Source organism: Streptomyces sp. NBC_01341, assembly GCF_035946055.1.
Lineage (GTDB): Bacteria > Actinomycetota > Actinomycetes > Streptomycetales > Streptomycetaceae > Streptomyces.
In genome coordinates this window covers 1,264,219-1,288,649 of record NZ_CP108364.1, presented here as the reverse complement: position 1 = coordinate 1,288,649, position 24,431 = coordinate 1,264,219, and the positions used below count along the sequence as shown (strand labels likewise).

General features: G+C 69.9%; 20 protein-coding genes and 3 pseudogenes. 13 read left to right on the top strand and 10 right to left on the bottom strand.

Features of this window, described 5'->3' with window-relative positions:
- Window positions 1-113: 113 nt before the first annotated feature.
- Both OG206_RS05730 and OG206_RS05725 read right to left on the bottom strand, forming a co-directional pair.
- Entirely contained in the window at window positions 114-635 is a 522-nt protein-coding gene (locus OG206_RS05730; protein WP_327112857.1) for a toxin-antitoxin system HicB family antitoxin, read from the bottom strand.
- A 365-nt stretch (window positions 636-1,000) separates the two neighbouring features.
- Window positions 1,001-1,831, bottom strand: coding sequence for an alpha/beta fold hydrolase (locus OG206_RS05725; protein ID WP_327112855.1), 831 nt, complete (start codon window positions 1,829-1,831; stop codon window positions 1,001-1,003).
- 810 nt (window positions 1,832-2,641) lie between these two features.
- Here OG206_RS05725 and OG206_RS05720 point away from each other — a divergent pair.
- From OG206_RS05720 to OG206_RS32580, 6 genes and pseudogenes are all read left to right on the top strand, one after another.
- On the top strand, window positions 2,642-3,643 hold the full coding sequence (locus OG206_RS05720) for a TIGR03842 family LLM class F420-dependent oxidoreductase (protein WP_327112853.1): 1,002 nt from the start codon (window positions 2,642-2,644) through the stop codon (window positions 3,641-3,643).
- Window positions 3,644-3,730: 87 nt separating this feature from the next.
- The gene (locus OG206_RS05715; protein ID WP_327112851.1) at window positions 3,731-5,293 is read left to right on the top strand and encodes an NCS1 family nucleobase:cation symporter-1; all 1,563 of its coding nucleotides are present in this window, start codon (window positions 3,731-3,733) and stop codon (window positions 5,291-5,293) included.
- A 324-nt stretch (window positions 5,294-5,617) separates the two neighbouring features.
- On the top strand, window positions 5,618-5,971 hold the full coding sequence (locus tag OG206_RS05710; RefSeq protein WP_327112849.1) for a hypothetical protein: 354 nt from the start codon (window positions 5,618-5,620) through the stop codon (window positions 5,969-5,971).
- A 176-nt stretch (window positions 5,972-6,147) separates the two neighbouring features.
- Complete coding sequence (locus OG206_RS05705; protein WP_327112847.1) at window positions 6,148-7,647, top strand: amidase; 1,500 nt, start codon at window positions 6,148-6,150, stop codon at window positions 7,645-7,647.
- 134 nt (window positions 7,648-7,781) lie between these two features.
- Entirely contained in the window at window positions 7,782-10,001 is a 2,220-nt protein-coding gene (locus OG206_RS05700; protein WP_327112845.1) for an NADP-dependent isocitrate dehydrogenase, read from the top strand.
- Window positions 10,002-10,070: 69 nt separating this feature from the next.
- Window positions 10,071-10,196, top strand: a pseudogene (locus OG206_RS32580) (nucleoside deaminase); the annotation flags it as partial.
- 19 nt (window positions 10,197-10,215) lie between these two features.
- Here OG206_RS32580 and OG206_RS05690 read toward each other — a convergent pair.
- Both OG206_RS05690 and OG206_RS05685 read right to left on the bottom strand, forming a co-directional pair.
- Window positions 10,216-11,400, bottom strand: coding sequence for a spore photoproduct lyase family protein (locus OG206_RS05690; protein ID WP_327112843.1), 1,185 nt, complete (start codon window positions 11,398-11,400; stop codon window positions 10,216-10,218).
- A gap of 277 nt (window positions 11,401-11,677) precedes the next feature.
- Window positions 11,678-12,223, bottom strand: a complete 546-nt coding sequence (locus OG206_RS05685) for a tellurite resistance TerB family protein (protein WP_327112841.1) — start codon at window positions 12,221-12,223, stop codon at window positions 11,678-11,680.
- A 254-nt stretch (window positions 12,224-12,477) separates the two neighbouring features.
- Between OG206_RS05685 and OG206_RS05680 the strand changes: the two genes are divergently transcribed.
- Together OG206_RS05680 and OG206_RS05675 are read left to right on the top strand one after the other, a co-directional pair.
- Window positions 12,478-14,115 (top strand): PucR family transcriptional regulator, encoded by a 1,638-nt coding sequence (locus OG206_RS05680; RefSeq protein ID WP_327112839.1) that lies wholly within the window; start codon window positions 12,478-12,480, stop codon window positions 14,113-14,115.
- A gap of 154 nt (window positions 14,116-14,269) precedes the next feature.
- On the top strand, window positions 14,270-15,640 hold the full coding sequence (locus OG206_RS05675; RefSeq protein ID WP_442805805.1) for a diaminopimelate decarboxylase: 1,371 nt from the start codon (window positions 14,270-14,272) through the stop codon (window positions 15,638-15,640).
- Window positions 15,641-15,656: 16 nt separating this feature from the next.
- Here the strand turns inward: OG206_RS05675 and OG206_RS05670 are convergent.
- Window positions 15,657-16,196, bottom strand: a pseudogene (locus tag OG206_RS05670) (lipoate--protein ligase family protein); the annotation flags it as partial.
- A 77-nt stretch (window positions 16,197-16,273) separates the two neighbouring features.
- A complete protein-coding gene (locus OG206_RS05665) occupies window positions 16,274-17,338 on the bottom strand; it encodes a lipoate--protein ligase family protein (RefSeq protein ID WP_327112835.1) in 1,065 nt (354 codons plus the stop codon).
- Between the two features lie 474 nt (window positions 17,339-17,812).
- On the opposite strand from OG206_RS05665, the gene OG206_RS05660 reads away from it, so the two are divergent.
- From OG206_RS05660 to OG206_RS05645, 4 genes and pseudogenes are all read left to right on the top strand, one after another.
- Window positions 17,813-18,052: a hypothetical protein gene (locus tag OG206_RS05660; protein ID WP_327112833.1), complete on the top strand. Its 240-nt coding sequence runs from the start codon at window positions 17,813-17,815 to the stop codon at window positions 18,050-18,052.
- A 10-nt stretch (window positions 18,053-18,062) separates the two neighbouring features.
- A complete protein-coding gene (locus OG206_RS05655) occupies window positions 18,063-18,602 on the top strand; it encodes a hypothetical protein (RefSeq protein WP_327112831.1) in 540 nt (179 codons plus the stop codon).
- A gap of 338 nt (window positions 18,603-18,940) precedes the next feature.
- Window positions 18,941-20,886 (top strand): annotated as a pseudogene (locus OG206_RS05650) (amino acid transporter).
- A 309-nt stretch (window positions 20,887-21,195) separates the two neighbouring features.
- Window positions 21,196-21,321, top strand: coding sequence for a hypothetical protein (locus tag OG206_RS05645; RefSeq protein WP_327112829.1), 126 nt, complete (start codon window positions 21,196-21,198; stop codon window positions 21,319-21,321).
- Here OG206_RS05645 and OG206_RS05640 read toward each other — a convergent pair.
- The gene (locus OG206_RS05640; protein WP_327112827.1) at window positions 21,318-21,605 is read right to left on the bottom strand and encodes a helix-turn-helix domain-containing protein; all 288 of its coding nucleotides are present in this window, start codon (window positions 21,603-21,605) and stop codon (window positions 21,318-21,320) included. The genes OG206_RS05645 and OG206_RS05640 overlap by 4 nt on opposite strands.
- Before the next feature lie 151 nt (window positions 21,606-21,756).
- Window positions 21,757-22,002, bottom strand: a complete 246-nt coding sequence (locus OG206_RS05635) for a hypothetical protein (protein ID WP_327112825.1) — start codon at window positions 22,000-22,002, stop codon at window positions 21,757-21,759.
- A gap of 54 nt (window positions 22,003-22,056) precedes the next feature.
- On the opposite strand from OG206_RS05635, the gene OG206_RS05630 reads away from it, so the two are divergent.
- Window positions 22,057-22,788, top strand: coding sequence for a MerR family transcriptional regulator (locus tag OG206_RS05630; protein WP_327112823.1), 732 nt, complete (start codon window positions 22,057-22,059; stop codon window positions 22,786-22,788).
- Between the two features lie 356 nt (window positions 22,789-23,144).
- On the opposite strand, the gene OG206_RS05625 is transcribed toward OG206_RS05630, so the two are convergent.
- Both OG206_RS05625 and OG206_RS05620 read right to left on the bottom strand, forming a co-directional pair.
- Window positions 23,145-23,972: a magnesium and cobalt transport protein CorA gene (locus OG206_RS05625; protein WP_327122195.1), complete on the bottom strand. Its 828-nt coding sequence runs from the start codon at window positions 23,970-23,972 to the stop codon at window positions 23,145-23,147.
- The gene (locus OG206_RS05620; protein WP_327122469.1) at window positions 23,885-24,178 is read right to left on the bottom strand and encodes a hypothetical protein; all 294 of its coding nucleotides are present in this window, start codon (window positions 24,176-24,178) and stop codon (window positions 23,885-23,887) included. The genes OG206_RS05625 and OG206_RS05620 overlap by 88 nt, the downstream gene beginning before the upstream one ends.
- Window positions 24,179-24,431: the final 253 nt, after the last annotated feature.

Below are 24,431 nucleotides of genomic sequence, written 5' to 3'. Positions count from 1 at the left end.
TCCTCTGGGGTTTCGGAGCGTTCCTGCTGGTGGGAGGGGTGCGGGTGATGACGCTGTGCGGGCGCGTGCGCGACCAGGGCTCGCGAGCCCTGGCGTGATCCGAACAAGAGGCCCTAGCGAACCCAGCCCGTGAAGCTCTGTCCGATGGTCCGGGTCTTCTCCGTCGCGCGCGGCCGGGCCCCGCCGTCGACCGCGGCCGACACCGCGCGCACCAGCCACGCGTTGACCGACAGGCCCTCACGGTTCGCGGCCTCCTCGGCGCGGGCCTTGAGGTGGGTGGGCAGACGCAGATTGACGCGGGCCGTGCCGCCGCCCTCGTCGCCGTCCACCGGTGACGGGGCCTGGAGCGGTTCGGCCACCGCGGCCGGCCGGTCGCCTGCGCCGCTGTCGGCGGGCGGCCGTGTCACCACGAAGTCGGGGTCGAGCCCGCGCAGCCGTACGTCGACCGAGCCCGGGGCGAGTTCGCGGGTGATCTCGTCCGTGGCGGCGGAGAGCACGTTCAGCATGGCCAGCCGGGTCGCCGACTCCAGGGGGGCGGTGAGCCGCTCCGCCAGTGCGCGGGCTTCGTCGCCGCCGGCCTCGGCGGCCACCGCAAGTTCGCGGCGGAGGGTGTCGACATACGGGGTCAGGTCCATGACGCCATCATGGCACCACTTTGGCGCTATGTGCAAGCTCTCCGTGGCCCCTTCGGGAGATGTCAGCCCTCTTGGTGCTCTGAACTGCGCATATGAGACGGCACCGCTCTGTGCGGGTGTGGCATGCCCCGTCCGGTCGCGGGCCCGTGGCTGCACTATGGCGTCATCTGGCGCCTGCGTGGCACCACGTGACGTCACGTGGTGCCACGGTGTGCTCCGTTCGTGCCATCTGGTGCCACACGTGAACCGGAAGGGCTTTGGGCGCACCGAACCGGATCCGCCTTCGAGGTGGATCCGGTTCGGGAAGCAGCGCGCCGGGGTGCCGCGTTCTCCTCCTGCTACTCCTGCTACTCCTGCTACTCCTGCTACTCCTGCACGAACGCGAGGAGGTCGGGGTTGAGGACCTCGGGATGCGTCGAGAGCATTCCGTGGGGATAGCCCTCGTAACTCTTCAGCCGGCCGTGGGGCAGCAGTTTCGCGGAGAGGGGGCCGGCATCCTCGTACGGCACGATCTGGTCGTCGGTGCCGTGGGCCACCAGGACCGGCACGTCGATCTTCTTGAGGTCCTCGGTGAAATCGGTCTCCGAGAAGGCCTTGATGCACTCGTAGTGGGCGTTGGCCGCGCCCCGCATGCCCTGCCGCCACCAGTTGTCGATGAGCCCCTGCGACACCTTGGCCCCGGGCCGGTTGAATCCGTAGAACGGACCCGAGGGCACCTCGATGTAGAACTGGGCGCGGTTGGCGGCGAGGGCGGCGCGGAAGCCGTCGAAGACCTCGATCGGCAGTCCGCCCGGATTGGACTCGGACTTCACCATGACGGGCGGGACGGAGCTGACGAGCACGGCCTTGGCGACCCGCCCGGCCTCGGCGCGGGCGACGTACCTGGTCACCTCGCCGCCGCCGGTGGAATGGCCGATGTGCACGACTCCCCGCAGGTCGAGGGCTTCCACCACCGCTGTCACGTCGGCGGCGTACGTGTCCATGTCGTGGCCGGTGGCGCTCTGGGAGGAGCGCCCGTGCCCCCTCCTGTCGTGGGCGATCACGCGGTAGCCCTTGGAGAGGAAGAACAGCATCTGGTTGTCCCAGTCGTCCCCGCTGAGCGGCCAGCCGTGGTGGAACATGATCGGCTCGCCGTCGCGCGGGCCCCAGTCCTTGTAGTAGATGGTCGTGCCGTCGATGGTGGTGACCGTGCCCATGGTCGATCCTTCCGCTTGAACCGCTGGTGCGAGTTGAACCGCTGGTGCGGGGAGGGGGGCGTGCGGCAGTGCGTCGGATTTCGGGGGCGGTTTGCCGCTGCCGAAGAATCCAGGGCCACACCCAAACGCCACAAACGATACCGCTAAGTGGCATAAGTCTCATTTCACACTCCGCGGCCGTCGAACTGACCTCCGGCCCGGGGTGCGAGCGAGTTCGCGGCGCGGGCCGAGCCACCGCCAACCCGCTGCGTGGTCTGTCCGGCGACTACGCCCGTCTCGCGGCCCGGCTCGAGACGATCAAGGGACCGATCGTCCTCGTCGGCCCCTCCCACGGGGGCGCCGTCATCACCGACGCGGCGCCGGCAACCCCGATAGTCGAGTCGCTCGTCTCGAAGTGGCCCTGGGGGCGGGGCGGGGTCGTGCACGGACACGCCGAGTCAACGCCCGCCGAGCGCCGCTCCCGTCTGCACCGTCGCCCGCCCGGTGCTCCCTTCGGGCACCGCGTCGCCGCGCCTCGCGCCCATGCCCGGACACCGGACGCATCGCGCGTAGAGTGCCCCTTCCCAAAGCCCGCCGACGGGTCCAGGATTGTCCCCCCGCGACTCGCCTTCGGGCGGGCCGCGGTACCGGGCCGGCCGCCGCCCCGTGTGGAAAGCTCACCCGGAGCGCACCACCGAGGGGCGCCCCGCAGTCCTCCTCCGGCGTGCCGCCGCCCGGGCGGCGTACGACGGCGGGAAGCGCGTCCGTCGGCCCGGCACGTCAGTCTCACCCGCGCGCCATGTGTCAGTACTTCGACTAGGAGCATCTGTCATGGATTTCGGACTCGTCCTCCAGACCGACCCGCCCGCCTCCGCCGTCGTCGGGCTCATGCGCCGCGCCGAACGGAACGGATTCCGTTACGGCTGGACCTTCGACTCCGCGGTGCTCTGGCAGGAGCCCTTCGTCATCTACAGCCGGATCCTGGAGCACACCGAACGGCTCGTCGTGGGTCCGATGGTGACCAATCCGGGCACCCGCACCTGGGAGGTCACCGCCTCGACCTTCGCCACGCTCAACGACATGTACGGCAACCGGACCGTCTGCGGCATCGGGCGCGGAGACTCCGCTATGCGCGTCGCCGGCCGCAGGCCCAACACTCTTGCCAGGCTCGGCGAGGCCATCGACGTGATCCGGGACCTCGCGGAGGGCCGTGAAGCCACCGTCGACGGGCAGCCGGTACAGATCCCCTGGGTGAAGGACGGCAGTCTGCCGGTCTGGATGGCCGCCTATGGGCCCAAGGCTCTCGCGCTGGCCGGGCAGAAGGCCGACGGCTTCATCCTCCAACTCGCCGACCCGTACCTCACGGAGTGGATGATCAAGACGGTGCGGCAGGCGGCCGCCGACGCCGGACGCGATCCGGACTCCGTCACCATCTGCGTGGCCGCGCCCGCCTACGTGGGCGAGGACCTGGACCACGCCCGCGAGCAGTGCCGCTGGTTCGGCGGGATGGTCGGCAACCACGTGGCCGATCTCGTCTCCCGCTACGGGGAGCACTCGGACCTCGTGCCCGAGGCGCTCACGGCCTACATCGCGGGCCGGTCCGGATACGACTACAGCCATCACGGACGCACCGGAAATCCGGACACGGCCTTCGTCCCCGACGAGATCGTGGACCGTTTCTGTCTGCTCGGACCGCCCGAGGCGCACATCGAGAAGCTCCGGGTGCTGCGCGATCTGGGTGTCGACCAGTTCGCCGTCTACAACATGCACGACGCGCGCGAGGCGACCATCGACGCCTACGGCTCCACGATCATCCCCGCGTTGTCCGCCTGACGCCCTCCTCGAACCCGCAGCGGCTGTCCGAGCACCACACCCCCGCGCCCCGCACGGCACTTCTCCCGAGCGAAGGGTCACGCCACCATGACCGCTACCGTCCCACCTGTTCCACCGGTCCCGCCGACCCCCTCAGAGGGGCGGATAGCCGACCCGTCGGGCCGGATCGAACTCGCCCCGGGTTCGCTCCCCGACGACCCGCGCTTCGTCAATGACGATCTGCTGCCGGTGCCTCTGGAGCGGCGCCGCTGGACGACGTACAACTTCGCCGCCCTCTGGATCGGGATGGCGCACAACATCCCGTCCTGGCTGCTGGCCTCCGGACTCGTCGCGCTCGGGATGGACTGGAAGCAAGCCGTCCTCACGATCGCGCTGGCCAACCTGATCGTGCTCGGCCCGATGCTGCTCACGGGACACGCCGGCCCCAAATACGGCATCCCGTTCCCCGTCCTGGCCCGTGCGTCGTTCGGGCTGCGCGGTGCCAATCTTCCGGCCCTGATCCGGGCGGGTGTCGCGTGCGCGTGGTTCGGCATCCAGACGTGGATCGGTGGCGTCGGAATCTTCACGCTGCTGGGCAAGATGTTCGGCGGCTGGGCGCGGGCCGGTGAGATCGGCGGCCAGCCCTGGACGCTCTGGCTCTGCTTCGTCCTGTTCTGGGTGCTCGAACTCGCCATCATCTACCGGGGCATGGACACCCTGCGCCGGTTCGAGAACTGGGCGGCGCCGTTCGTCATCGTCGGTGCGGTGGTCCTGCTCGTCTGGGTCGCGGTCAAGGCGGGCGGTTTCGGACCGCTGCTGGACCAGCCCTCCGCCCTCGGGTGGGGCGCGGACTTCTGGCCGGTCTTCTTCCCCTCGCTGATGGGCATGATCGCCTTCTGGTCCACGCTCTCGCTGAACATCCCCGACTTCACACGCTTCGGCGCCGGTCAACGGGCGCAGATCCGTGGGCAGTCGCTCGGGCTGCCCACGACCATGACCTTCTTCGCCCTGCTCTCCGTCCTCGTCACGTCCGGCTCGCAGGCCGTGTACGGGGAGGCGATCTGGGACCCGGTGCAGCTGGTGGCCAGGACGGACAACGTCTTCGGGCTGCTCTTCGGCCTGATCACCGTGCTCGTCGCGACGATCTCCGTGAACCTCGCGGCGAACGTCGTCTCACCGGCGTACGACCTGGCCAACCTCGCGCCGAAGCTCATCAACTTCCGTACGGGCGCCCTGATCACGGGGGTCGTCGGTGTCCTGATCATGCCGTGGAAGCTCACCGAGACACCCGAGCTGTACATCTTCACCTGGCTGGGGCTGGTCGGCGGTCTGCTCGGCACGGTCGCAGGCATCCTCATCGCCGACTACTGGATCGTCCGGCGTACGGTCCTCGACCTGCCCGACCTCTACCGGCCCGGAGGCCGCTACTGGTACACGGGCGGATGGAACTGGCGTGCCGTGGCCGCGTTCGTGGCCGGGGGCGTGCTCGCCGTCGGCGGTTCCCACTCGGCGCCCGGCAAGGGGCCGTTCCCCGCCGACGGGCTGATCCCGTTCCTGAAGCCGCTCGCCGACTACGGGTGGGCCGTCGGCCTCGTCTCCTCGCTGGTGCTCTACGCACTGCTGAGCCCGGGCGTCAGGAAGGAAGCGGTGTCCGGCCCGGCAGCGCGCTGACGCGGACCGTCTCCTCCGGGGACGGAGTGGCCGTGGGCACCGGTGCGCCGAAGCCGGACAGGTCCACGGCCGCGTCCGCCCCGTCGCCCCTCACGGTGATACGCGGCGGGTGGTGTTCGATCGTCCCGGTGTCGCGGTTGTCGTCCGCAACCGGCCCGCGGAAGGTGTCCGGGTCGCACTTGCGCTCGGTTGCGTGCGCGGCGGGTGGGGTGTACGGAGGGTGAGGTTCGGCGCTGTTTTCGGCTACGGAACGTGGGGGAGGGGTGCCCTGAAGATCACCGGAACTCACCGGGAACACCGGAACTCACCGGAAACAGGGGAGAGATGAACAAGCACATCAAGGGGAACACCTTCCGCGGGCTCGCGCGCATCGCCGTCGCGGGCCTGACCCTTGCACTCGCCGTCCCGGCCACGTCGGCGGTGGCCGTCGCGCCCGCCGCCACACCCCCGGGGCTGTCCTGTGACACGGGCAAGCACGCGATCGACGACTACACCGGCTACGCGCTCTGCAGGAACAACGGCTCGGTCACGCAGACCTTCTGGGTCCATCTGGTCTGCGGCTGGTCCCCGGACGTGGACGGGGAGCACGTCACCCTGAGCCCGGGCCAGTCCGGTCAGTCGACCGCCCACTGCGCGGGGATCGGCACGGGCATCGGCGAGATCCACGTCCGTCCGTAGGACGCGCCGGACGCCGCGCGCCCGTCTTCCGCAGGGGCACGGGGAGACGGGCCGTGTGCCCGGTGCGGTGTGCTTGAGTGGGCCCCCACGCCTCGTTACTCTCCAGTAGATCCGCTCGGGCGGTCCCGGGGCGGCCCCGGGACCGGTGCACGGGCGCACGCGAGGAGGCGGCAGCGATGTCCTCAGCAGACCCCACGGAGCGGACCGGGCCGATCAGGCCGGAAGAGCCGTACGCCGCGGAACCCGGCCTCACCGACAGCGCGCGGGAACTGGCCGAGGGCAGGATGACCTCCTCGGCCCTGGTCGCCGCGGCACTCGCCCGCATCGAGGCGAGCCGCCACACCCTGAACGCCTTCCGCCAGCTGCGTACGGACGCGGCACTCAAAGAGGCCGCCGACGCCGACCGGCGGCTCGACGCCGGAGAACGGCTCCCGTTGCTGGGGGTGCCGGTGGCCGTCAAGGACGACACGGACGTCGCGGGCATGCCGACCTTCTTCGGCTGCGACGGCGCGCTGCCGCCGGCCACCGCCGACAGCGAGGCGGTCCGCAGGCTGCGCGCCGCCGGGGCCGTCATCGTCGGCAAGACCAACTCCTGCGAACTGGGCCAGTGGGCCTTCACGGAGGGGCCCGCCTTCGGCTGCACCCGCAACCCCTGGAACACCGCGCACACCCCCGGGGGCTCCTCCGGCGGCTCCGCTGCCGCCGTCGCCGCCGGGCTGGTCCCCGCCGCGCTGGGTTCGGACGGTGCGGGCTCCATCCGCATCCCCGCGGCCTGGACCCACCTCGTCGGGATCAAGCCCCAGCGCGGCCGGATCTCCGTCCATCCCCAGAGCGACGCCTTCCAGGGACTCACCGTCAACGGCCCCCTGGCCCGTACGGTCGCGGACGCCGCCCTCCTCCTGGACGCCGCGGCCGGACCGCACCCCGCCGACCCGCACCGCCCGCCCAGGATCGACGCGTCCGCCGCCGCACGGCGGGACCCCGGCAGGCTGCGCATCGGTGTCGCCCTCCGGGCGCCGCTCACCCTCACCCGCAACGCCCCCCACCCCGAGGTCCTGCGCGCCGTCACCGCACTCGCCGAGGTCCTCGCCCGGCTGGGCCACGACGTCGAGGAGGCCCGTCCCCGCTACGGGCTCATCGGCCTCTCCTTCGTCCCACGCGCCACCGCCGGCATCGCCGAACTCGCCGCGCGGCACCCCGAGCCCGGCCTGCTCGACCCCCGAACCCGCAGCGCCCTCCGCACCGGAACCCGGCTCGGCGGCCGGGTCGTGCGCGCCGCCCGTGCACGGGAGGTCCGCCAGCACGCGAGGCTCGGAGCCTTCTTCGACACGGGGCGCGGCGGCAACGGTTACGACGTCCTGCTCACCCCCACGACGGCCACTCCGCCGCCGCGGGTCGGCGAGTTCGACCGCCTGAGCGCCTGGCGCACCGACCTCGCCATGACGTCGGCCTGCCCCTACGCGTGGCCCTGGAACGTCCTCGGCTGGCCCGGCATCAACGTCCCCGCAGGCTTCACGCACGACGGCCTGCCCATCGGGACCCAGCTCCTCGGCCCCTCCCGCGGCGAGGCCCGGCTCATCTCGCTCGCCGCGCAGCTGGAGGCCGACCGGCGCTGGTACGAGCACCGCCCGCCGGCCCCGGGCGCCCCGTCGTCCGGCGCGGACGGCGCCCGCTGAGCAGATCAGCCCCGGCCCTCCCCGTGCCGGGGCCCGCGTCTTCCCGCCGAAGGGCGCGGGCCACTGTGGAGAGGGGGGCGGTCAGGAGATATCTTGATGTCAAGCAATGTTGCAGACGTGGAGCGGAGCACCCGGTGACTGACTCGACCATCATCTATACGCACACCGACGAGGCCCCTGCCCTGGCGACGTACTCGTTCCTGCCCGTCATCGAGGCCTACGCCTCGACCGCGGGTGTCACGGTCGAGCGCCGCGACATCTCGCTGGCAGGCCGGATCATCGCCGGCTTCCCGGAGCGTCTCGAGGCCGGCCAGCGTATCGATGACGCGCTCGCCGAGCTCGGCGAGCTGGCCAGGACTCCCGGCGCGAACATCATCAAGCTGCCCAACATCTCGGCCTCGATCCCGCAGCTGAAGGCCGCGATCGCGGAGCTGCAGGCGCAGGGCTACGCGCTTCCGGACTACCCGGACGACCCGCGGACCGACGAGGACAAGGACGTCCGCGCCCGCTACGACAAGGTCAAGGGCAGCGCGGTGAACCCCGTCCTGCGCGAGGGCAACTCCGACCGCCGCGCCCCCGCGTCGGTCAAGAACTACGCCAAGGCCCACCCCCACCGCATGGGTGCCTGGAGCGCCGACTCGAAGACGAACGTCGCCACCATGGGCGTCGACGACTTCCGCTCGACGGAGAAGTCCGCCGTCATCGGTGAGGCCGGTTCGCTGCGCATCGAGCTCGCGGGCGACGACGGCACCACCACCGTGCTGCGCGAGTCCGTACCCGTCCTGAAGGGCGAGGTCGTTGACGCCGCCGTCATGCGCGTCGCGGCGCTGCGCGAGTTCTTCACCGCCCAGGTCGCCCGTGCCAAGGCCGAGGACGTCCTGTTCTCCGTGCACCTCAAGGCCACGATGATGAAGGTCTCCGACCCGATCATCTTCGGCCACGTGGTCCGTGCCTTCTTCCCGAACACCTTCGCCAAGTACGGCGAGGCGCTCGCGGCGGCCGGCCTCACCCCGAACGACGGCCTCGGCGGCATCCTCAAGGGGCTCGACTCCGTGGACGCCGGCGCCGAGATCAAGGCGTCCTTCGAGGCCGAGCTCGCCGAGGGCCCGGCCCTGGCGATGGTCGACTCCGACAAGGGCATCACCAACCTGCATGTCCCGAGCGACGTCATCGTCGACGCGTCGATGCCGGCCATGATCCGCACCTCCGGTCACATGTGGGGCCCGGACGGCAAGGAGGCCGACACCATCGCGGTCCTCCCGGACAGCAGCTACGCCGGTGTCTACCAGGTCGTCATCGACGACTGCCGCGCCAACGGCGCCTTCGACCCCTCGACCATGGGCTCGGTGCCCAACGTCGGTCTCATGGCACAGAAGGCCGAGGAGTACGGCAGCCACGACAAGACCTTCGAGGTCCCCACCACCGGCACCGTGCGGGTCGTCGACGGCAAGGGCGACGTCGTGCTGGAGCAGGCCGTCGGCGCCGGCGACATCTTCCGGATGTGCCAGACCAAGGACCTTCCCATCCAGGACTGGGTCAAGCTCGCCGTCACCCGCGCCCGCGCGACCGGCAACCCGGCCGTGTTCTGGCTCGACGAGGGCCGCGCGCACGACGCCAACCTCATCGCCAAGGTCAACACCTACCTGGCCGACCACGACACCGACGGCCTGGACATCTCCATCCGTACGCCCGAGGAGGCCACCGCCTTCTCCCTGGAGCGCATCCGCCGGGGCGAGGACACCATCTCGGTCACGGGCAACGTGCTGCGCGACTACCTCACCGACCTCTTCCCGATCCTCGAGCTGGGCACCAGCGCGAAGATGCTCTCGGTCGTCCCGCTCATGAACGGCGGCGGACTGTTCGAGACGGGCGCCGGCGGTTCCGCGCCCAAGCATGTCCAGCAGCTGGTCAAGGAGAACTACCTGCGCTGGGACAGCCTCGGTGAGTTCCTCGCGCTCGCGGTCAGCTTCGAGCACCTCGCGACCACCACCGACAACGCGCGCGCCCGGGTGCTCGGTGACACCCTGGACCGCGCGACGGGCACCTTCCTCAACGAGGACAAGTCCCCGAGCCGCAAGCTCGGCGGCATCGACAACCGCGGCAGCCACTTCTACCTGGCGCTCTACTGGGCCCAGGAGCTGGCGCGGCAGACCGACGACGCCGCGCTCGCCGAGGCGTTCGGGCCGCTCGCCAAGACGCTGGCCGAGCAGGAGCAGGCCATCGTCGACGAGCTGACCGCCGTGCAGGGCACCTCGGTCGACATCGGCGGCTACTACCAGCCGGACCCCGCGAAGGCGGAGGCCGTCATGCGTCCGTCGGCCACCTTCAACAAGGCCATCGCGTCGCTGGGCTGAGCCCGGCCGCCGCGTCCGCGGACGCGGCACCACGCATACGGCCGCCCCGGCAGGTGAATACCTGCCGGGGCGGCCGTTCGCGTTCCCGGGGAACGGGCACGGCGTGTGGTGTCCGCCTCGGGTGAGCACTGCCCGATGTGTGCGGCGGCACACGGCTGGGCGGGCCTCGGCAGGATCGTCCACGCCCATGCCTCGGCAGCGCACCCCCGGCTGGTCAGAACGCGTAGCGAATCGGCATCCAGGGCGTGTGCGTGTGCACCAGGCGGCGGACCGTCTCGACCGCCTCCGCCTTGACGGCGCTGCGGTACCGGACGTTCAGGCTGCCGTTCTCCGAGCGCTTGGCCTGCTGGATCTCCGGCCGCCAGATCGCCTCCTCGGCGCGCGGGTGCCAGGCCATGTTGACCTCGTGGAGGTCCCGGTTGTGGGTCAGCATGATGGCCTCGGCCGCGGCCTGCTCCTTGACCGACCGCGGCAGGACGTCGTCCATCTGCCGGAGCAGCTCCGCCCACGCCTGTTCCCACCCGGGCCTGATGACGACGGGGGAGAGGTTGAAGTGCACTTCGTAGCCCGCCTCGACGAAGTCGGCCGCGGCCTCGATGCGCCGGGCGACCGGACTGGTCCGGATGTCCAGGAGGCGTGAGTCGTCGTGCGGCATCAACGAGAAGCGCAGGCGCGTGCGTCCACGGGGGTCGAGTCCCAGCAGATCGGGATTCACGAACTTGGTCGCGAACGAGGCCTTCGCCGTGGGCCAGCGTGTGAAGGCGCGCACGAGGTCGGCCGTGTTGTCGCTGATCAGCGCGTCGACCGAGCAGTCGTTGTTCTCGCCGATGTCGTAGACCCACGCGACCGGGTCGCACTGGTTCGGTTCCTTCTTGGGACCCTGCGCGATCACATGGCGCCGCAGCCGGCCGATCAGTGCGTCGATGTTCGTGAAGACGGTGATCGGGTTCGCGTAGCCCTTGCGGCGGGGGACGTAGCAGTAGGCACAGGCCATGGCGCACCCGTTCGCCGCGCCGGGAGCGATCCAGTCCGCCGACCGGCCGTTGACCCGCACGGTCAGTGTCTTCTTCTCGCCGAGGACGAGGACCGTGCTCTTGATGCGCACCCAGCGGTCAGCGTTGCCCTTGCTGCCGTGGAGATCCGGGATGCGCCAGTGGGAGTCCGCCGGGATGATCTCGGCGTCCGGATACCGCGCGATGATCTCCCGGCCCCGCGGGGACGCGGCCGCGGCCGACTCCGCGTGGATCTCCCTGACCTCGAGCATCCTGCGGGCCTCGTCCGAGTCCCGGAAGAGCGGTCCCGACGGCCCGGGCGCCTCCGGTCCGACGCGGAGGACGTCGAGACCGAACAGCCCGTCCTGCTGCACGTCCGTGCCGCCGGACGTGTGGGGTGTGTGCATGGCTGCTCCAGGCTGGGTGGCGTCAGGACCCCCACGGTACGAGGAGTGACGCGGGGCCGCGCCGCGTGTTCTCCGCCGGGGCCGGGCGGGGCGCCTGCCCCCCTCACGCCGCGCGGGCGTCACCGGTCCGCCGCCCTCGTCCGCTCGCGACGCCCCGCCCCGGCGGACGAGTCCCCCGAAGGAGGCCGCGCGCTGGAGCCGCCTCGCCCACCGCCGGCGCAGGGCGGGCAGTTCGTGCTGCCGTCACGACCGGAACCGGACCGCGGACAGCCGGTCCTCAGAGCTGGAACTCGGCCGGCGAGAGCCCCAGCGCCGCGCATGCCTCCTGGAGCACCATGTGCTCGGCCTGTGAGAAGTCGCCGTCCGCCCCGGCGACGATGATGCCCGTCTGGACGACGGCCCGGGCCTCGGTCGGCTTCTTGGCCGCCTTGGCGATCTCCTGCATCGCCTCCGCCTTGCCCTGGTGGAAGTCCCGGCTCAGCTGGTCCACATGCTTGTTGAACCGCTGGCGCAGCTGCTCCGGCGGGAAGTTCTGCAGGACGTCGTTGCCCAGGATCAACGACTCGACGTGCTGGCGCTCCGCCGGGTCCACGTGTCCGTCCGCCGCCGCGACGAGGGCGCACATCGCCATGCTCGCGTCCCGGTAGGCGCCGCTCTTGAGCTCGGTCTTGAGTGAGGTGAGCTGATTCTTCAGGGTGCCGACCAGCTGGGCGCGCGAACCGCCGCCCGACCGGGACCCTCCGCGTCCGCCCGCCTGGGCGCGTCCCTGCTGTCCCTGCTGCAGAGTCCTGGCCTGGTCCTTGAGCCGATCCCACACTGCCATCTGACGTCACCTCGGTCATCGTCTGAACTGCCGGTCGCGAAGCCTCGCGTCTACCCGGCCCAACGGTCCGCGACGGGTAAAGGTTCCGCAAAGTGATCCGGATGGCGGTGCGCAGCATCGGAGAACCCGCCGAAGCGCGCGCCGGACGTGTGCGAACTGCTGATTGCCGGCGAACCGCCGGCCGCCCGGTGCCTCACCGTCACTCGCCGTCCGTCGCCCGCCGCACGGCTTCCTCCCGCTCGTATCCTCGGCGCATGACGTCAGGAACCAACGGGAGCGGAACGGACCACGTCACCCTCAGACAGATCCTCGACCACGACGAGGAAGGCGTCCTGCGCCTGCTGCTCGCTCCCGCGGGACAGGACGTGACGGTCCTCGGCGTGATCATCGGCGACGAGGGTCCGGGCCGTGCGCATGCCGGGCGGATCGTGCTGGCGGCGGGACTGCCACCGGATCCGGCCACCGCCGGCACGGCCGTGCGCGAAGCGGCGCGGCGCGGCGCGGCGGCGGTCGTGCTCCGGGAGCAGGAGGGCGCGCCGGTACCGGCGGAGGCCCGGGCAGCGGCCGGGGAATGCGGCATCGCCCTGCTCGTCCGCGCCGCATGGGCGGACTGGGACGACGCACTCGCCTTGCTCCGGTCTGCGACAGCTTTCGCCACGGCCGGGCGCGACGACCTCATGGCGGATGCCACCACCGGGGGCCTGGCGGCGCTCGCCTCGGCCACCGCACGGCACTGCCGCGGCTCGATCACCGTGGAGGACCCTCAGTTCCGGGTGCTCGCGCACTCCGCCACGGGGCCCGACGCCGACGGGCTGCGACGGTCCACGATCCTGGGTGGCCGCGTACCGGACTGGCGCGTCGCCGAACTGCGCCGCAGCGGGCTGCTGCACACGCTCCGGACATCGGGGGACGTCATCCACCGGGCCGCCGACGGTGAGACCCCCGAACGTCTTGTCGTGGCCGTGCGCAGCGGCGGCGAGACGCTGGGCTCGCTGTGGGCCGCCGCCGACGGGCAGCGGCTCTCGCCCGACGCGGCCCAGGTGCTCCGGCGTGCCGCCGCGCTCGCCGTGCCCCATCTCCTGCGCCACCGGATGCGCGAGAGCGGCACCGCGCGCAGAGAGGCGCACGCCCTGCGCGGCCTGCTCCACGGAACCGGTGACCGGCGGGCCCACCTGTGGTCGCTCGGCCTGGCACCCGACGTTCCCTGCGCGGTCGTCGTCGGCGTACTCACGCCCCCGGACGAGCGCGGGCCGAAGGACCGCACCCTGGAGTCGCTGGCGCTCCAGGCCACCGCTCTCCGGCCCGCTGCTCGTGTCCTGCGCGAGGAGGACATGGTCGCTGTGCTGCTGCCCGGGCCCGAGAGCGGGCAACCGGGCGACGCACTCGCCCTGGCCCGCGAACTCGACACATTCGCCGCCCGGGTGCCCGGTACGGAGTCTGTGCGGATCGGCGCCGGACCGACGGTGGGGTCGGGTCTCGACGCGTCGCTGTCGTACGCGGAGGCGCTGCTGGTCGTGCGCGCACTGCGGGACCGCGAGGGACGGGGCCGCGATGCGCGCCCCGTGCGGAGCGCCGGACCGGACCAGGTCGGAGCGACGGTCGAGGCGCTGCGCATGCTCGACGCGGTGCGGCCCGTATGGGAGGCGGGCACCGGCCCCGTGCACGAGCTGATCCGCGCGGATCTCGCAGCGGGCGGCGAACTGGTGCGTTCCCTCGGCGCCTACCTCGATACGCCGGGGGACGTCGCGGCGGCCGCCCGGCGTCTGACACTGCACCCGAACACGCTCAGGTACCGGCTGCGGCGCATCCGTGAACGCTTCGGCGTCGACCTCGACGACCCCGACACACGGCTCGTCCTCACGCTCGCCGTACGGCTGAGCGGGATGCCGTGAGGCGTTCTGCCACGGCCTGTGTCCGTCTCGCCAAACCGCCGGCGGTGCTTTGTGCGGGCCGACGAAGACGTGCGGGGGGGAGGCGGATCAGTCTTGATCCGTCCCGCCACCCGCTCGCCGGCGGTGTGGTACCGCCCCACCGGAAAGCCCTGCCGTGACCTCAGTGAGCACGTTCCCGACCGGACCCGCCGTCCCCCCTGCCGCGCACCGCGTCCCCGCGGTGCTGCGCCGGGCCGTCGCCACCGGGCTGGTGGCGGAGGGGCACCCCGTCGCCGGGTTCCTCGACACGGACGGCATCCGCGCCTCGGTCGCGGCCCTCCAGGAGGCGTACGCCCAGGCCCCCGACGTACTTCACACGTTCGCGGTCAAGGCGGCCTCTCTGGTCCCCGTGCTCCGGCTGCTGGCCCGGCTCGGCATGGGATGCGAAGTGGCCGGCCCGGGAGAACTGCGCCTCGCGCTCGACGCCGGTGTCGCCCCGTCGCGGATCGTGCTCGACTCGCCGGCCAAGACCCGGCAGGAGATCAGCGAGGCGCTCACCCTGGGGGTGGCGCTCAACGCCGACAACCTCGACGAGCTGCGCCGCATCGACGCGCTGCGCCCCGCCCACAGCGCCTCCGTCATCGGTTTGAGGGTCAACCCCCAGGTCGGCAGCGGTTCCATCGGTGCCATGAGCACCGCGACCGCGACATCGAAGTTCGGCGTGGCGCTCCGCGACCCGGGCGCACGCGACCGGGTCGTGGCGGCGTTCGCCGAGCGCCCCTGGCTGACCCGGCTGCACGCACACGTCGGTTCCCAGGGGTGCCCGCTCGAACTCATCGCCGAGGGCATCGCGGAGACGTACCGGCTGGCCGAGGAGATCAACGCCACGCTCGGCGTACGGCGGGTCACCAGCCTCGACATCGGTGGCGGGCTCCCCGTCAACTTCGAGGACGACATGACGCGCCCGACGTTCGCCGACCACGTCCGGGTGCTCGGCGAAGCCGTGCCGGGTCTCCTCGACGGCCGCTACGCGCTCGTCACGGAGTTCGGCCGGTCGCTGCTCGCCAAGAACGGGTTCATCGCCGCGCGCGTGGAGTACACCAAGGAAGCGGGCGGCCGGCGCATCGCCGTCACCCACGCGGGAGCGCAGACCGCCACGCGCACCGTCCTCATGCCCGACGCCTGGCCGCTGAGGGTGGGCGCCTTCGACGCCCACGGCGATCCGCTGACGGGACCGCCCCTGCGCCAGGACATCGCCGGGCCGTGCTGCTTCGCCGGTGACGTCGTCGCCCACGGCCGCGAACTGCCGGAGCTGGCGGAGGGCGACCACGTCGTCCTGCACGACACCGGGGCCTACTACTTCTCGACGCCCTGGGCGTACAACAGCCTTCCCCGGCCTGCCGTGTACGGCTTCACGACCGGACAGGACGGCGACGTGCGGCTGGTCACCGTGCGAGCGCCGCAGACGCTCGACGAGATCGCCGCTGAGAGCGGACTGGCCCACGCCGACGCGCTGGCCGGCCCGGACGCTCCCGACGGGACCTGAACCCCGCCACCCACCTCTACGGCACGCGCGCCGTCCAGTCCGGGCTGCTGAACTTCGTGGCGGCCAGTTCCTCGGCGCGCGCCAGCTCAGCTCCGGTCACCAGGCCGGAGGCGAGCCCGTAGCGTTCGCGGAAGGACTCCACCATGCGGTCGATCACCGTCTCGCGGGGCAGGCCGGTCTGCCGGCGCAGCGGATCGACGCGCTTCTTCGCGGACGCGGTCCCCTTGTCGGACATCTTCTCCTTGCCGATGCGGAGGACCTCCAGCATCTTCCCGGTGTCGATGTCGTAGGACATGGTGACGTGATGCAGGATCGCGCCGGGCCCCCCGTCAGGTCCGACCATGCGCTTCTGCGCGGCCCCCGCGATCTTCCCGACGTCCGTCGCGATGTCGTTCAGCGGCTGGTACCAGGCCTTGATCCCCATGTCTCCGAGCGCCTCGAGCACCCACTCGTCGAGATAGGCGTACGAGTCGGCGAACGAGAGCCCCGAGACCAGGGAGGCGGGTACCGAGAGGGAGTACGTGATGGTGTTGCCGGCCTCGACGAAGGTCGGACCGCGAAGACACTACAAGCCTGCGTGATCATGGGCAAGCGCCTGCTCCCGCCGGTTGCCACTCACACCTGGCGGGTTGCTTACGGCACCCGCGCGGTCCACTCCTCAGTGGCGAACTTCGTCCGCACCAGCTCCTCCGCCCTGGCCATCTCTGTCGCTGTGACACTGCCGGTGGTCAATCCGTGGCGGTCACGGAAGGAGGAGATCATGTTCTCGATCACCTGCTCCCGGGCGAGGCCCGTCTGGCGGCGGAGAGGGTCGACGCGCTTCTTGGCGCTCTTGGTGCCCTTGTCGGACATCTTCTCCTTGCCGATGCGCAGGACCTCAAGCATCTTGTCGGCGTCGATGTCGTACGACATGGTTACGTGGTGCAGGACGGCTCCAAGACCACCGTCAGGGCCGACCATCCGCTTCTGGGCGGCACCGGCGATCTTGCCGGCGTCGGTGGCGATGTCGTTGAGGGGCTGGTACCAGGCCTTGATGCCCATGTCGCCGAGTGCACCCAGGACCCAGTCGTCCAGGTAGGCGTAGCTGTCGGCGAAGGAGAGGCCCGAGACCAGCGACTCCGGCACGGACAGTGAGTACGTGATCGTACTCCTGGGCTCTACAAACATGGCACCACCACCAGAAACGCGGCGAACCACGGTCATACCGTGCTTTGCCGCCCCATCGGGGTCCACCTCGTTCCGCAGCGACTGGAAGCTGCCGATGACCACAGCAGGTGAGGCCCATTCCCAGACCCGCAGAGTGGGGGCTCGTCGCCCGGCGGCAACCTCTGCGGTGAGGACCTCGTCCAGTGCCATGTGCAGGGCCGGGGCCTGCGGCTCCATGTGCACCAACTGCCAGTCGTAGTCGCTCCACTCGGTCGCATGGGCCAGTGCTCGCCGGACAGCGATACCAACACCCTCTGCGGTCAGCCCGAGCATCACGGTCGACTCCGGCAGCGCCGCCGTGATCCGGGCCGCCAGGCCTTCGGCGTCCGTCGAAGAAGGTGCGCTCTCCAAGGCCCTGTTGATCGACATGATCGCCTCGTCGGGCTCCAGGAAGAAGTCCCCTGCGACCCTCACGTTGCGGAGGGCACCCTCTTCGACATCCAGATCTACGACGACTAGCTTGCCGCCGGGCACCTTGTACTCGCCATGCACGACTTCGTTCCCTTCCAGCGCGCGGTGTGGATCCTCTGTCTTTGCTCCGACATCCGGAGAGACGCGCACATACTTCGTATTGCACCCTAATGCTCGCTCGCGACAAACGGTTATGCAGCTGCTGGGGCGGCATCGGAAGCATGACCGTCAGGCTGGGTATACGCCTGCGGGTAGAGCAGAACCCGGCGTACGGCCCGACTCGTCTGCCGCCACCTTCGGCTTTGCCTCGGAAAGGGCATCTGACCAGCGTCGGAGGCCCTTTCCGGTCCTTCGGTGGCTTGCCGCGTGACGCGGCAGAAGGTCTCTCGAAAGTCCCTCGGACAGCGCTGAAAGTCCCTGAAAAGTCCCTGGGACGGAGGAGCGGTCCAAGCCTCGGAGCTTGATCGGATCGAGGGGCTGGCACAGCGCTGCTGTTCCTGTCATGCAGCCAGTGCTGTGACCGCTGTTGGCGCGCCGGGTTGAGAGGGGACCGGGGTGTTCGTCGAGATCGTCTTCGTGGGGCTGCCAATCGATCGTGACGAGGTACGCAAGGCGATCTCCTTCGAACTCGACGAGCGGCTCCGCCACACCCTGCTTCTCCGCGAGGTCGCTGGGCTCAACGTCGGGGAGGTCGTGCAGATCGCGCAGGCACCCGGGGTCTTGAGCGTCAGGGTTGTATTCGCGCCACGCCAGCAACCCGTCAAGGTCAACGGCAGCCGCTCCCTGCGCCTCTAGCCTCGGTCGTATGGGATGCCGCACACCAGCTCAAAGACTGTCGCCGCTCGTGCCCCTGGCGCGCGACGAGAGTTGGATCTACTCTCTGCGCACCGCGCTCGTCTGCACCGTCACTCTGCTGGGGCTCCTGTTGTTGGTCGACAGCCTGCACGGGGCCCTCACACCGATCCGTGCCGCCCTGTGGAGCGGACTCTCCGTCCTGCTGTTCGTAGTGCTTGTGCCGGATCGGGTCACCGCCGGGCGAGGTTGGCTAGCCTCCCGCGGGCTGGTGCGCGAACGACGTGTCCGGACAGACCGTCTGGTTCGCGTGCGCTGGCGGGCCGGGGCCCTGAATCACGTCGTCCTTGAGGACGTCCATGGCACACGCATCGAACTTCACGCGAACCTGCTCGCCGACAACCCGGCGCTCTGGCGGCTCCTGGAAGACGGCGCCACCGCGTCCTCCGAGCAAGCCTTCCTGCTCAGCGGTAGATCGGACATGGGGCGTCTGTCCCGACATACCGACAGTGAGTCCGCGCAGCTCGTGTTCAAAGTCTCTGGCCTGGAGTAGCGGCACCGTCGACGACCTTGATGGCCGCATCGGAGACCGCGGCGCCAGGAGTTCCCCTGTCAGTAAAAGCATCAGCGCACCGGACGCCGTTCACAGGCCGCGATGTCAAGGCCGGATCAAGCGCGGCTGTCCGCTTGGGCGAAGTTCTGCGGTGTGACGTGGACGGGGTTCGGCCCCCCGGAACGCTTTGTCCAGGCAGCCCCGGCTACGCCCGACGGGAGGATCTTGACGCTTTCCTGACGCTCCTGCCCAGGTGGGCGATGAGTCCACTGCTTACGCTGGCCCGGCCGTCCGCAAGACGGCTGGAAGCCGCCACAGCAGGACACCAGGAGTACTCCATGGCCGCCCCGACCGACACGCACACGAGTCGTCTGCGGGCGTGGATGCTGGCGGGGCTGTCCGACATGGGCAAAGGCCGGCCTTCGCAGGCCGCGCCGGCGCCGAAACATCAGGGGCAGCGCTGGTGGCGGGTGATGTGTTTGACCGGTGTCGACTACTTCTCCACCCTCGGTTACCAGCCGGGCATCGCCGCCCTGGCTGCCGGACTGCTCTCCCCTGTCGCGACAGTCGTGCTGGTGATCGTGACCCTGGCCGGTGCGCTGCCCGTCTACCGCAGGGTGGCCGAGGAGAGCCCGCACGGCGAGGGCTCGATCGCGATGCTGTCGCGGCTGCTGCCCTTCTGGAAGGGCAAACTCTTCGTCCTGACCCTCCTCGGCTTCGCCGCGACCGACTTCCTCATCACCATCACCCTGTCGGCCGCCGACGCCTCCACCCACCTCGTGGAGAACCCCCATCTGGAAGAGGCCCTGCACAACAAGCAGCTCCTGATCACCCTGGTCCTCGTTGCGCTGCTCGGCGCGGTGTTTCTGAAGGGATTCCTGGAAGCCATCGGTGTCGCCGTCGTGCTCGTCGGGATCTATCTCGGGCTCAACGTGGTCGTCGTGGTCACCGGTCTGTGGCACGTCCTCACCGAGGGACATCTGGTCACCGACTGGAGCACGGCCCTCACCGCGGAGCATGGCAATGTCTTCGCCATGATCGGCGTCGCCCTGCTCGTCTTCCCCAAACTCGCGCTCGGCCTCTCCGGGTTCGAGACGGGCGTGGCCGTGATGCCGCACGTACAGGGCGATCCCGATGACATCGAGGCGAACCCCGCAGGGCGTATCCGCGGCACCAAGAAGCTGCTCACCACCGCCGCGCTGATCATGAGCGTATTCCTGATCACCACCAGTTTCATCACCACCGTGCTCATCCCTCACGAGGAGTTCGAGTCCGGAGGTGACGCCAACGGCCGCGCCCTCGCCTATCTGGCGCACGAGTACCTGGGCAACACCTTCGGCACGGTCTACGACGCCTCGACCATCCTCATCCTGTGGTTCGCGGGGGCGTCCGCCATGGCCGGCCTGCTCAACCTGATGCCCCGCTACCTGCCCAAGTACGGCATGGCCCCGCACTGGGCCCGCGCCGTGCGCCCCATGGTCATCGTCTTCACTCTCGTCGCCTTCCTCGTGACCTGGATCTTTGACGCGGACGTCGACGCTCAGGGCGGCGCCTACGCGACCGGGGTCCTCGTCCTGATCTGCTCCGCAGCCATCGCCGTGACCATCTCGGCCCGAAAGGCCGGCCAGCGCAGCTGGAGCATCGCCTTCGGTATCATTTCCGCCGTCTTCCTGTACACCACCGTCGTCAACGTCATCGAACGCCCGGACGGCGTGAAAATCGGTGCCTGCTTCATCGCCGGCATTATCCTCATCTCCCTCCTCTCACGCCTCGGCCGTGCCTTCGAACTGCGCGTGACCCACATCGAGCTCGACGAGACTGCGCAACGCTTCGTCCGGGACACGGCAAGCCGTAGGGCCCGCTTCGTCGCCAATGAACCGGATCAGCGTGACCTCGCCGAGTACCGCGAGAAGGTCGAGCAGATCCGAGCCGACAACGACGTACCCGCGCAGGACGACTTCGTCTTCGTCGAGGTGACGGTCACCGACCCGTCCGAGTTCGAGGCCGGGCTGACCGTGAGGGGCGAAGTACTGACGGTCGCTACCGGGTCCTCACGGTGGAGAGCTCCTCGGTCCCGAACGCCCTCGCAGCCCTGCTGTTGCACATCCGCGACACCACCGGCACCCGGCCACACATCTACTTCGAATGGACCGAGGGAAATCCGTTCGCCAACTTTCTCCGGTTCTTCCTTTTCGGCCAGGGCGAGGTCGCTCCGGTGACCCGCGAGGTCCTACGCGAGGCGGAACCGGACCGCTCCCGACGCCCCCGCGTCCACGTCGGCTAGGCGGGGCGTTCAGCCCGAGATCCGGCCGCGCCGCCACGTCAGCCATCGAGCTGGTTCTCAGCGTTTGCCTCGCAGCAGGCTTCGGCCTTTCTGCCTCGGCCATCTCGCGCACGCGCACCGGTTCGGCCACCCCAGCCGCCCGAACGGGGGCGCCAGCTGAGGACTTGAACAGGGCGGGCAGCCAAGGCATCGCGGACCAGGAGACCGGGGCCCGTCGGGTCGACGATGACGGCATCTTCCTTGGTCGCGAAGTAGCGGAAGAAGCTAAGACCGAACGGCAGCGCGTCTTGACGTAACCAGCAACGCACCGTGGACGCCGAGATGGTGTCGGAGATCCCGCGCGCGGTCAGCTCGGCGGCCAGTTCCGGGCACGACCAGCGCGACAGCGGTGTGCCGGTCCCGGCCGGGAGCTGGCAGGCCAGGGCCTTGGCCTAAGCGACTTGCACGGGGTTGAAGCGGGCCGGGCGCCCCGAGCGCCTGCGGTCTGCCAGGGCCGGCAGCCCGCCGCCGGCGAACCGGTTCCGCCGGGTCCGCACCGTGTCCACGTGCAGGCGGGTCTCGGTGGCGATACGGGCATTGGAGCGTCCCTGGGCCGTGTGCAGCACGATGTGCGCGCGCATCCGGGCCCGGTGCCCGGTCTTGTGGCCGTAGGCCGCCTTCTGCAGCCGGTGCCGGTCGGAGGCGGTCAGGATGATCGGGCAGACGATGGCAGCAGGCAAGGAGGGCAGCGGTCAATCTCGAGAAGGTCGTTCAGGACGGTCGAGCACCAGCCAAGGCCCCGAAGTTAGTGGCCGCACACCCTCGGCGGTCATTGCGGCCGGTCAGATCCTCAATCCCGATGACCGTCGGCCGGTGCCTTGAGCAGTCTGTTCAGATTGTCGCCGGCCCGTCGTACCCGGCGTCGGCGATCCGTTGGAGCGCGTGCAGGTCACCGGTCGAGGCCGCGCGTTGAGTGAGCAGAAACCCAGCGTGCATGGATCCCTCGTCCAACAGCTCGCTCAGTTCCCCGAGATCGCCAGCTGCGTCGGCGAGGTCGGCCAGCCGGTCCAAAGCGGTCTCGTTGCCTGCGTCAGCCAGCTCGCGCAGGGATCCCCGATCAATATTCGTGTTCTCCATGATGCCATCCTGCAACCCTGCCCTAGGGGAAAGGTCAAGTGGGACGATGGGCGCGTGATCACCATCGGGCAGCTGGCAAGGTACGTCGGAGTATCGAACAAGACCATCCGCGTTTATCACGACAAGGGGCTGCTGCCCGAGCCTGACCGCGATGCGTCCGGCTACCGCCGGTACGGAGCGAACGACGCCATCGACCTGATCAAGATCCGGACGCTTGCCGACGCCGGCGTACCTCTGGCCCGTATCAGGGGCTTGAGATCAGCGACCGACGATGAGTTCCAGCGGGCGTTGCGCGAGATAGACGACGAGCTCACCGACCGCATCCGTGGCCTGCAGGCAACGCAGGGGCGCCTGCGCCAGCTCGCCGCCGGGCAGCTGGCACCGCTGCCCACCGAGGTCGGCGACCATCTGGCGCATCTGGCCCGCTCGGGATTCACCCCTCGATGGGTGGACCTGCAGCGCGACCTGTGGATCCTCGTGTTCGCCACCCATCCGGACCTCGCGAGCACGCTGTTCCACGACCAGGCCGAGGCTCTGGCCGACCCGGAGCTGCGGCAGTTCTTCCTCGACTACGACCACGCTCACGACCTTGAGCCCGACGACCCCCGGATCGACGACCTCGCCCGCAGGATCGCCGAGGCGACCCGGGAACGCTACGGCCCCGACAACCTGCCCGGGCAGAATACGGACTCCCAGATCCCGGCCCTCGTGCAGGGCACGGTCAATGCGTCGTCCCCGGCATGGCAGCGACTCGACATACTCATCCGGTCTCAACTGGATGCGTGACTCGATGTTGGGGACGCACCGTCCCAGCTGACGTGTGGAAATGATGCGGCACTATGTCGCCGACCAGGGCTCAGCACGGCCCGGACCCTCACGTCTACCCCCGAAGGACTTCCCGAGCCGAGGAGATGCCGGCTGCGGCAAGCGGAGTCTGCGGGCGCGTCACAGTTCGGGCAGTCGTGACGTTCTGCCGCCAATGCGGCCCGACCGGGTGTGAGATCCACCCAGGAGGCCTCTCAGAAGTGCGTCGCACAACATGCGAGTTTCGAGAGGACTTTCGCGAACGGCAACCTGCGGAAGTTTGATCACTCCGGGGGCTCTCGCGGATGATCATTTATGGGAAGCGCGGATGCGGTGCATCAGAGCCACTTGTTGCGGCGCAGAGCTCGGTAGATAACGGTGCAGGCGACGGCGATGACGGTGAGGACGGCAGGGTAGCCGTAGGGGGACTTGAGTTCGGGCATGTGCTCGAAGTTCATGCCGTAGATGCCGACGACCATGGTGGGGACGGCGATGAGGGCGGCCCAGGCGCTGATGCGGCGCATGTCGGCGTTCTGCTGGACGCCGAGCTGGGCGATGCTGGCGTTGAGCATGCCGGTGATGAGTTCGTCGAAGGTGAGGATCTGCTCGCTGACCCGCTGGTGGTGGTCGGCCACATCGCGGAAGTAGGTGGCCACCTTCGGCGGGATCTGCGGGAGAGATTCCTCGCTGAGGCGTTGCAGTGCGGGGACGAGGGGCATGACAGCGCGCTTGAATTCGAGGAGTTCCCGCTTGAGCTGGTAGATGCGGCCGGCGTCGACGGGGAGGTCGGGGGAGAAGACTTCGTTTTCCAGGGTGTCGACGTCGCCGGCGAAGGCGTCGGAGACCTCGACGTAGCGGTCGACGACCATGTCGGCGATCGCGTGGAGGACGGCGGCGGGTCCACGGCCGAGGTGCTGTGGGTCGTCCTGGAGCTGGCGGCGTACGACGTCGAGGGGCGGGGCGCTGCCGTGTCGGACGGTGATCGCGAAGCCGGGCCCGGCGAAGACCATAATCTCTCCGGTGTCGACGATCTCGCTGGTCGCGGTGACCTTCTCGTGGTCGACGTAGACGATGGTCTTCAGGACCAGGAACAGCACGTCGCCGTAGCGTTCCAGCTTGGGACGCTGGTGGGCGTGTACGGCGTCCTCGACGGCAAGGGGGTGCAGGTCGAAAGCTTCGGCACCTGCTGGAACTGCTCGGCGGTGGGCTCGTACAGACCGATCCACGCGAAGCGCCCGGCCTGCGGGTCTATCCGCCTCATGATCGTGTCCAAGCTCACCTGACCGGGAACGCGGCGCCCGCTCTCGTACAGGGCGCAGTCCACCACCGTCGACGGCAGACCAGCGCCGTCCTTGCTGTCCTGCGCCGCCATGTGCTTCCTCTTGCCCTCGTTCGACCGGTAGGGGCAACCTACCCGCGAGCACCGAGGTGCCCACCCCCAGGCCCTGGAACGGTGCGGTGCCGGACATCTGGCAGGAGCGTCTCGCAGCGGGTATACCCTGATCAATGGCTCAGTTCCGTACGCGTCCGAAAGGCAGGTGAGATCCACAATGTGTGGTGAACCTCCCAGTCGTGCGCCGCGGGACGCTGCCACGCCCGGCTCGTAGCCCGGGATTCGCAGGCGG

What these genes read in the sequence shown, in the direction of transcription:
- OG206_RS05635 (WP_327112825.1), bottom strand. Translation starts at nt 22,002, where the DNA reads ATGGAGAACACGAATATTGATCGGGGATCCCTGCGCGAGCTGGCTGAC.
- OG206_RS05705 (WP_327112847.1), top strand. Translation starts at nt 6,148, where the DNA reads ATGTCCTCAGCAGACCCCACGGAGCGGACCGGGCCGATCAGGCCGGAA.
- OG206_RS05690 (WP_327112843.1), bottom strand. Translation starts at nt 11,400, where the DNA reads ATGCACACACCCCACACGTCCGGCGGCACGGACGTGCAGCAGGACGGG.
- OG206_RS05730 (WP_327112857.1), bottom strand. Translation starts at nt 635, where the DNA reads ATGGACCTGACCCCGTATGTCGACACCCTCCGCCGCGAACTTGCGGTG.
- OG206_RS05680 (WP_327112839.1), top strand. Translation starts at nt 12,478, where the DNA reads ATGACGTCAGGAACCAACGGGAGCGGAACGGACCACGTCACCCTCAGA.
- OG206_RS05655 (WP_327112831.1), top strand. Translation starts at nt 18,063, where the DNA reads ATGGGATGCCGCACACCAGCTCAAAGACTGTCGCCGCTCGTGCCCCTG.
- OG206_RS05725 (WP_327112855.1), bottom strand. Translation starts at nt 1,831, where the DNA reads ATGGGCACGGTCACCACCATCGACGGCACGACCATCTACTACAAGGAC.
- OG206_RS05710 (WP_327112849.1), top strand. Translation starts at nt 5,618, where the DNA reads ATGAACAAGCACATCAAGGGGAACACCTTCCGCGGGCTCGCGCGCATC.
- OG206_RS05620 (WP_327122469.1), bottom strand. Translation starts at nt 24,178, where the DNA reads ATGGCGGCGCAGGACAGCAAGGACGGCGCTGGTCTGCCGTCGACGGTG.
- OG206_RS05720 (WP_327112853.1), top strand. Translation starts at nt 2,642, where the DNA reads ATGGATTTCGGACTCGTCCTCCAGACCGACCCGCCCGCCTCCGCCGTC.
- OG206_RS05685 (WP_327112841.1), bottom strand. Translation starts at nt 12,223, where the DNA reads ATGGCAGTGTGGGATCGGCTCAAGGACCAGGCCAGGACTCTGCAGCAG.
- OG206_RS05715 (WP_327112851.1), top strand. Translation starts at nt 3,731, where the DNA reads ATGACCGCTACCGTCCCACCTGTTCCACCGGTCCCGCCGACCCCCTCA.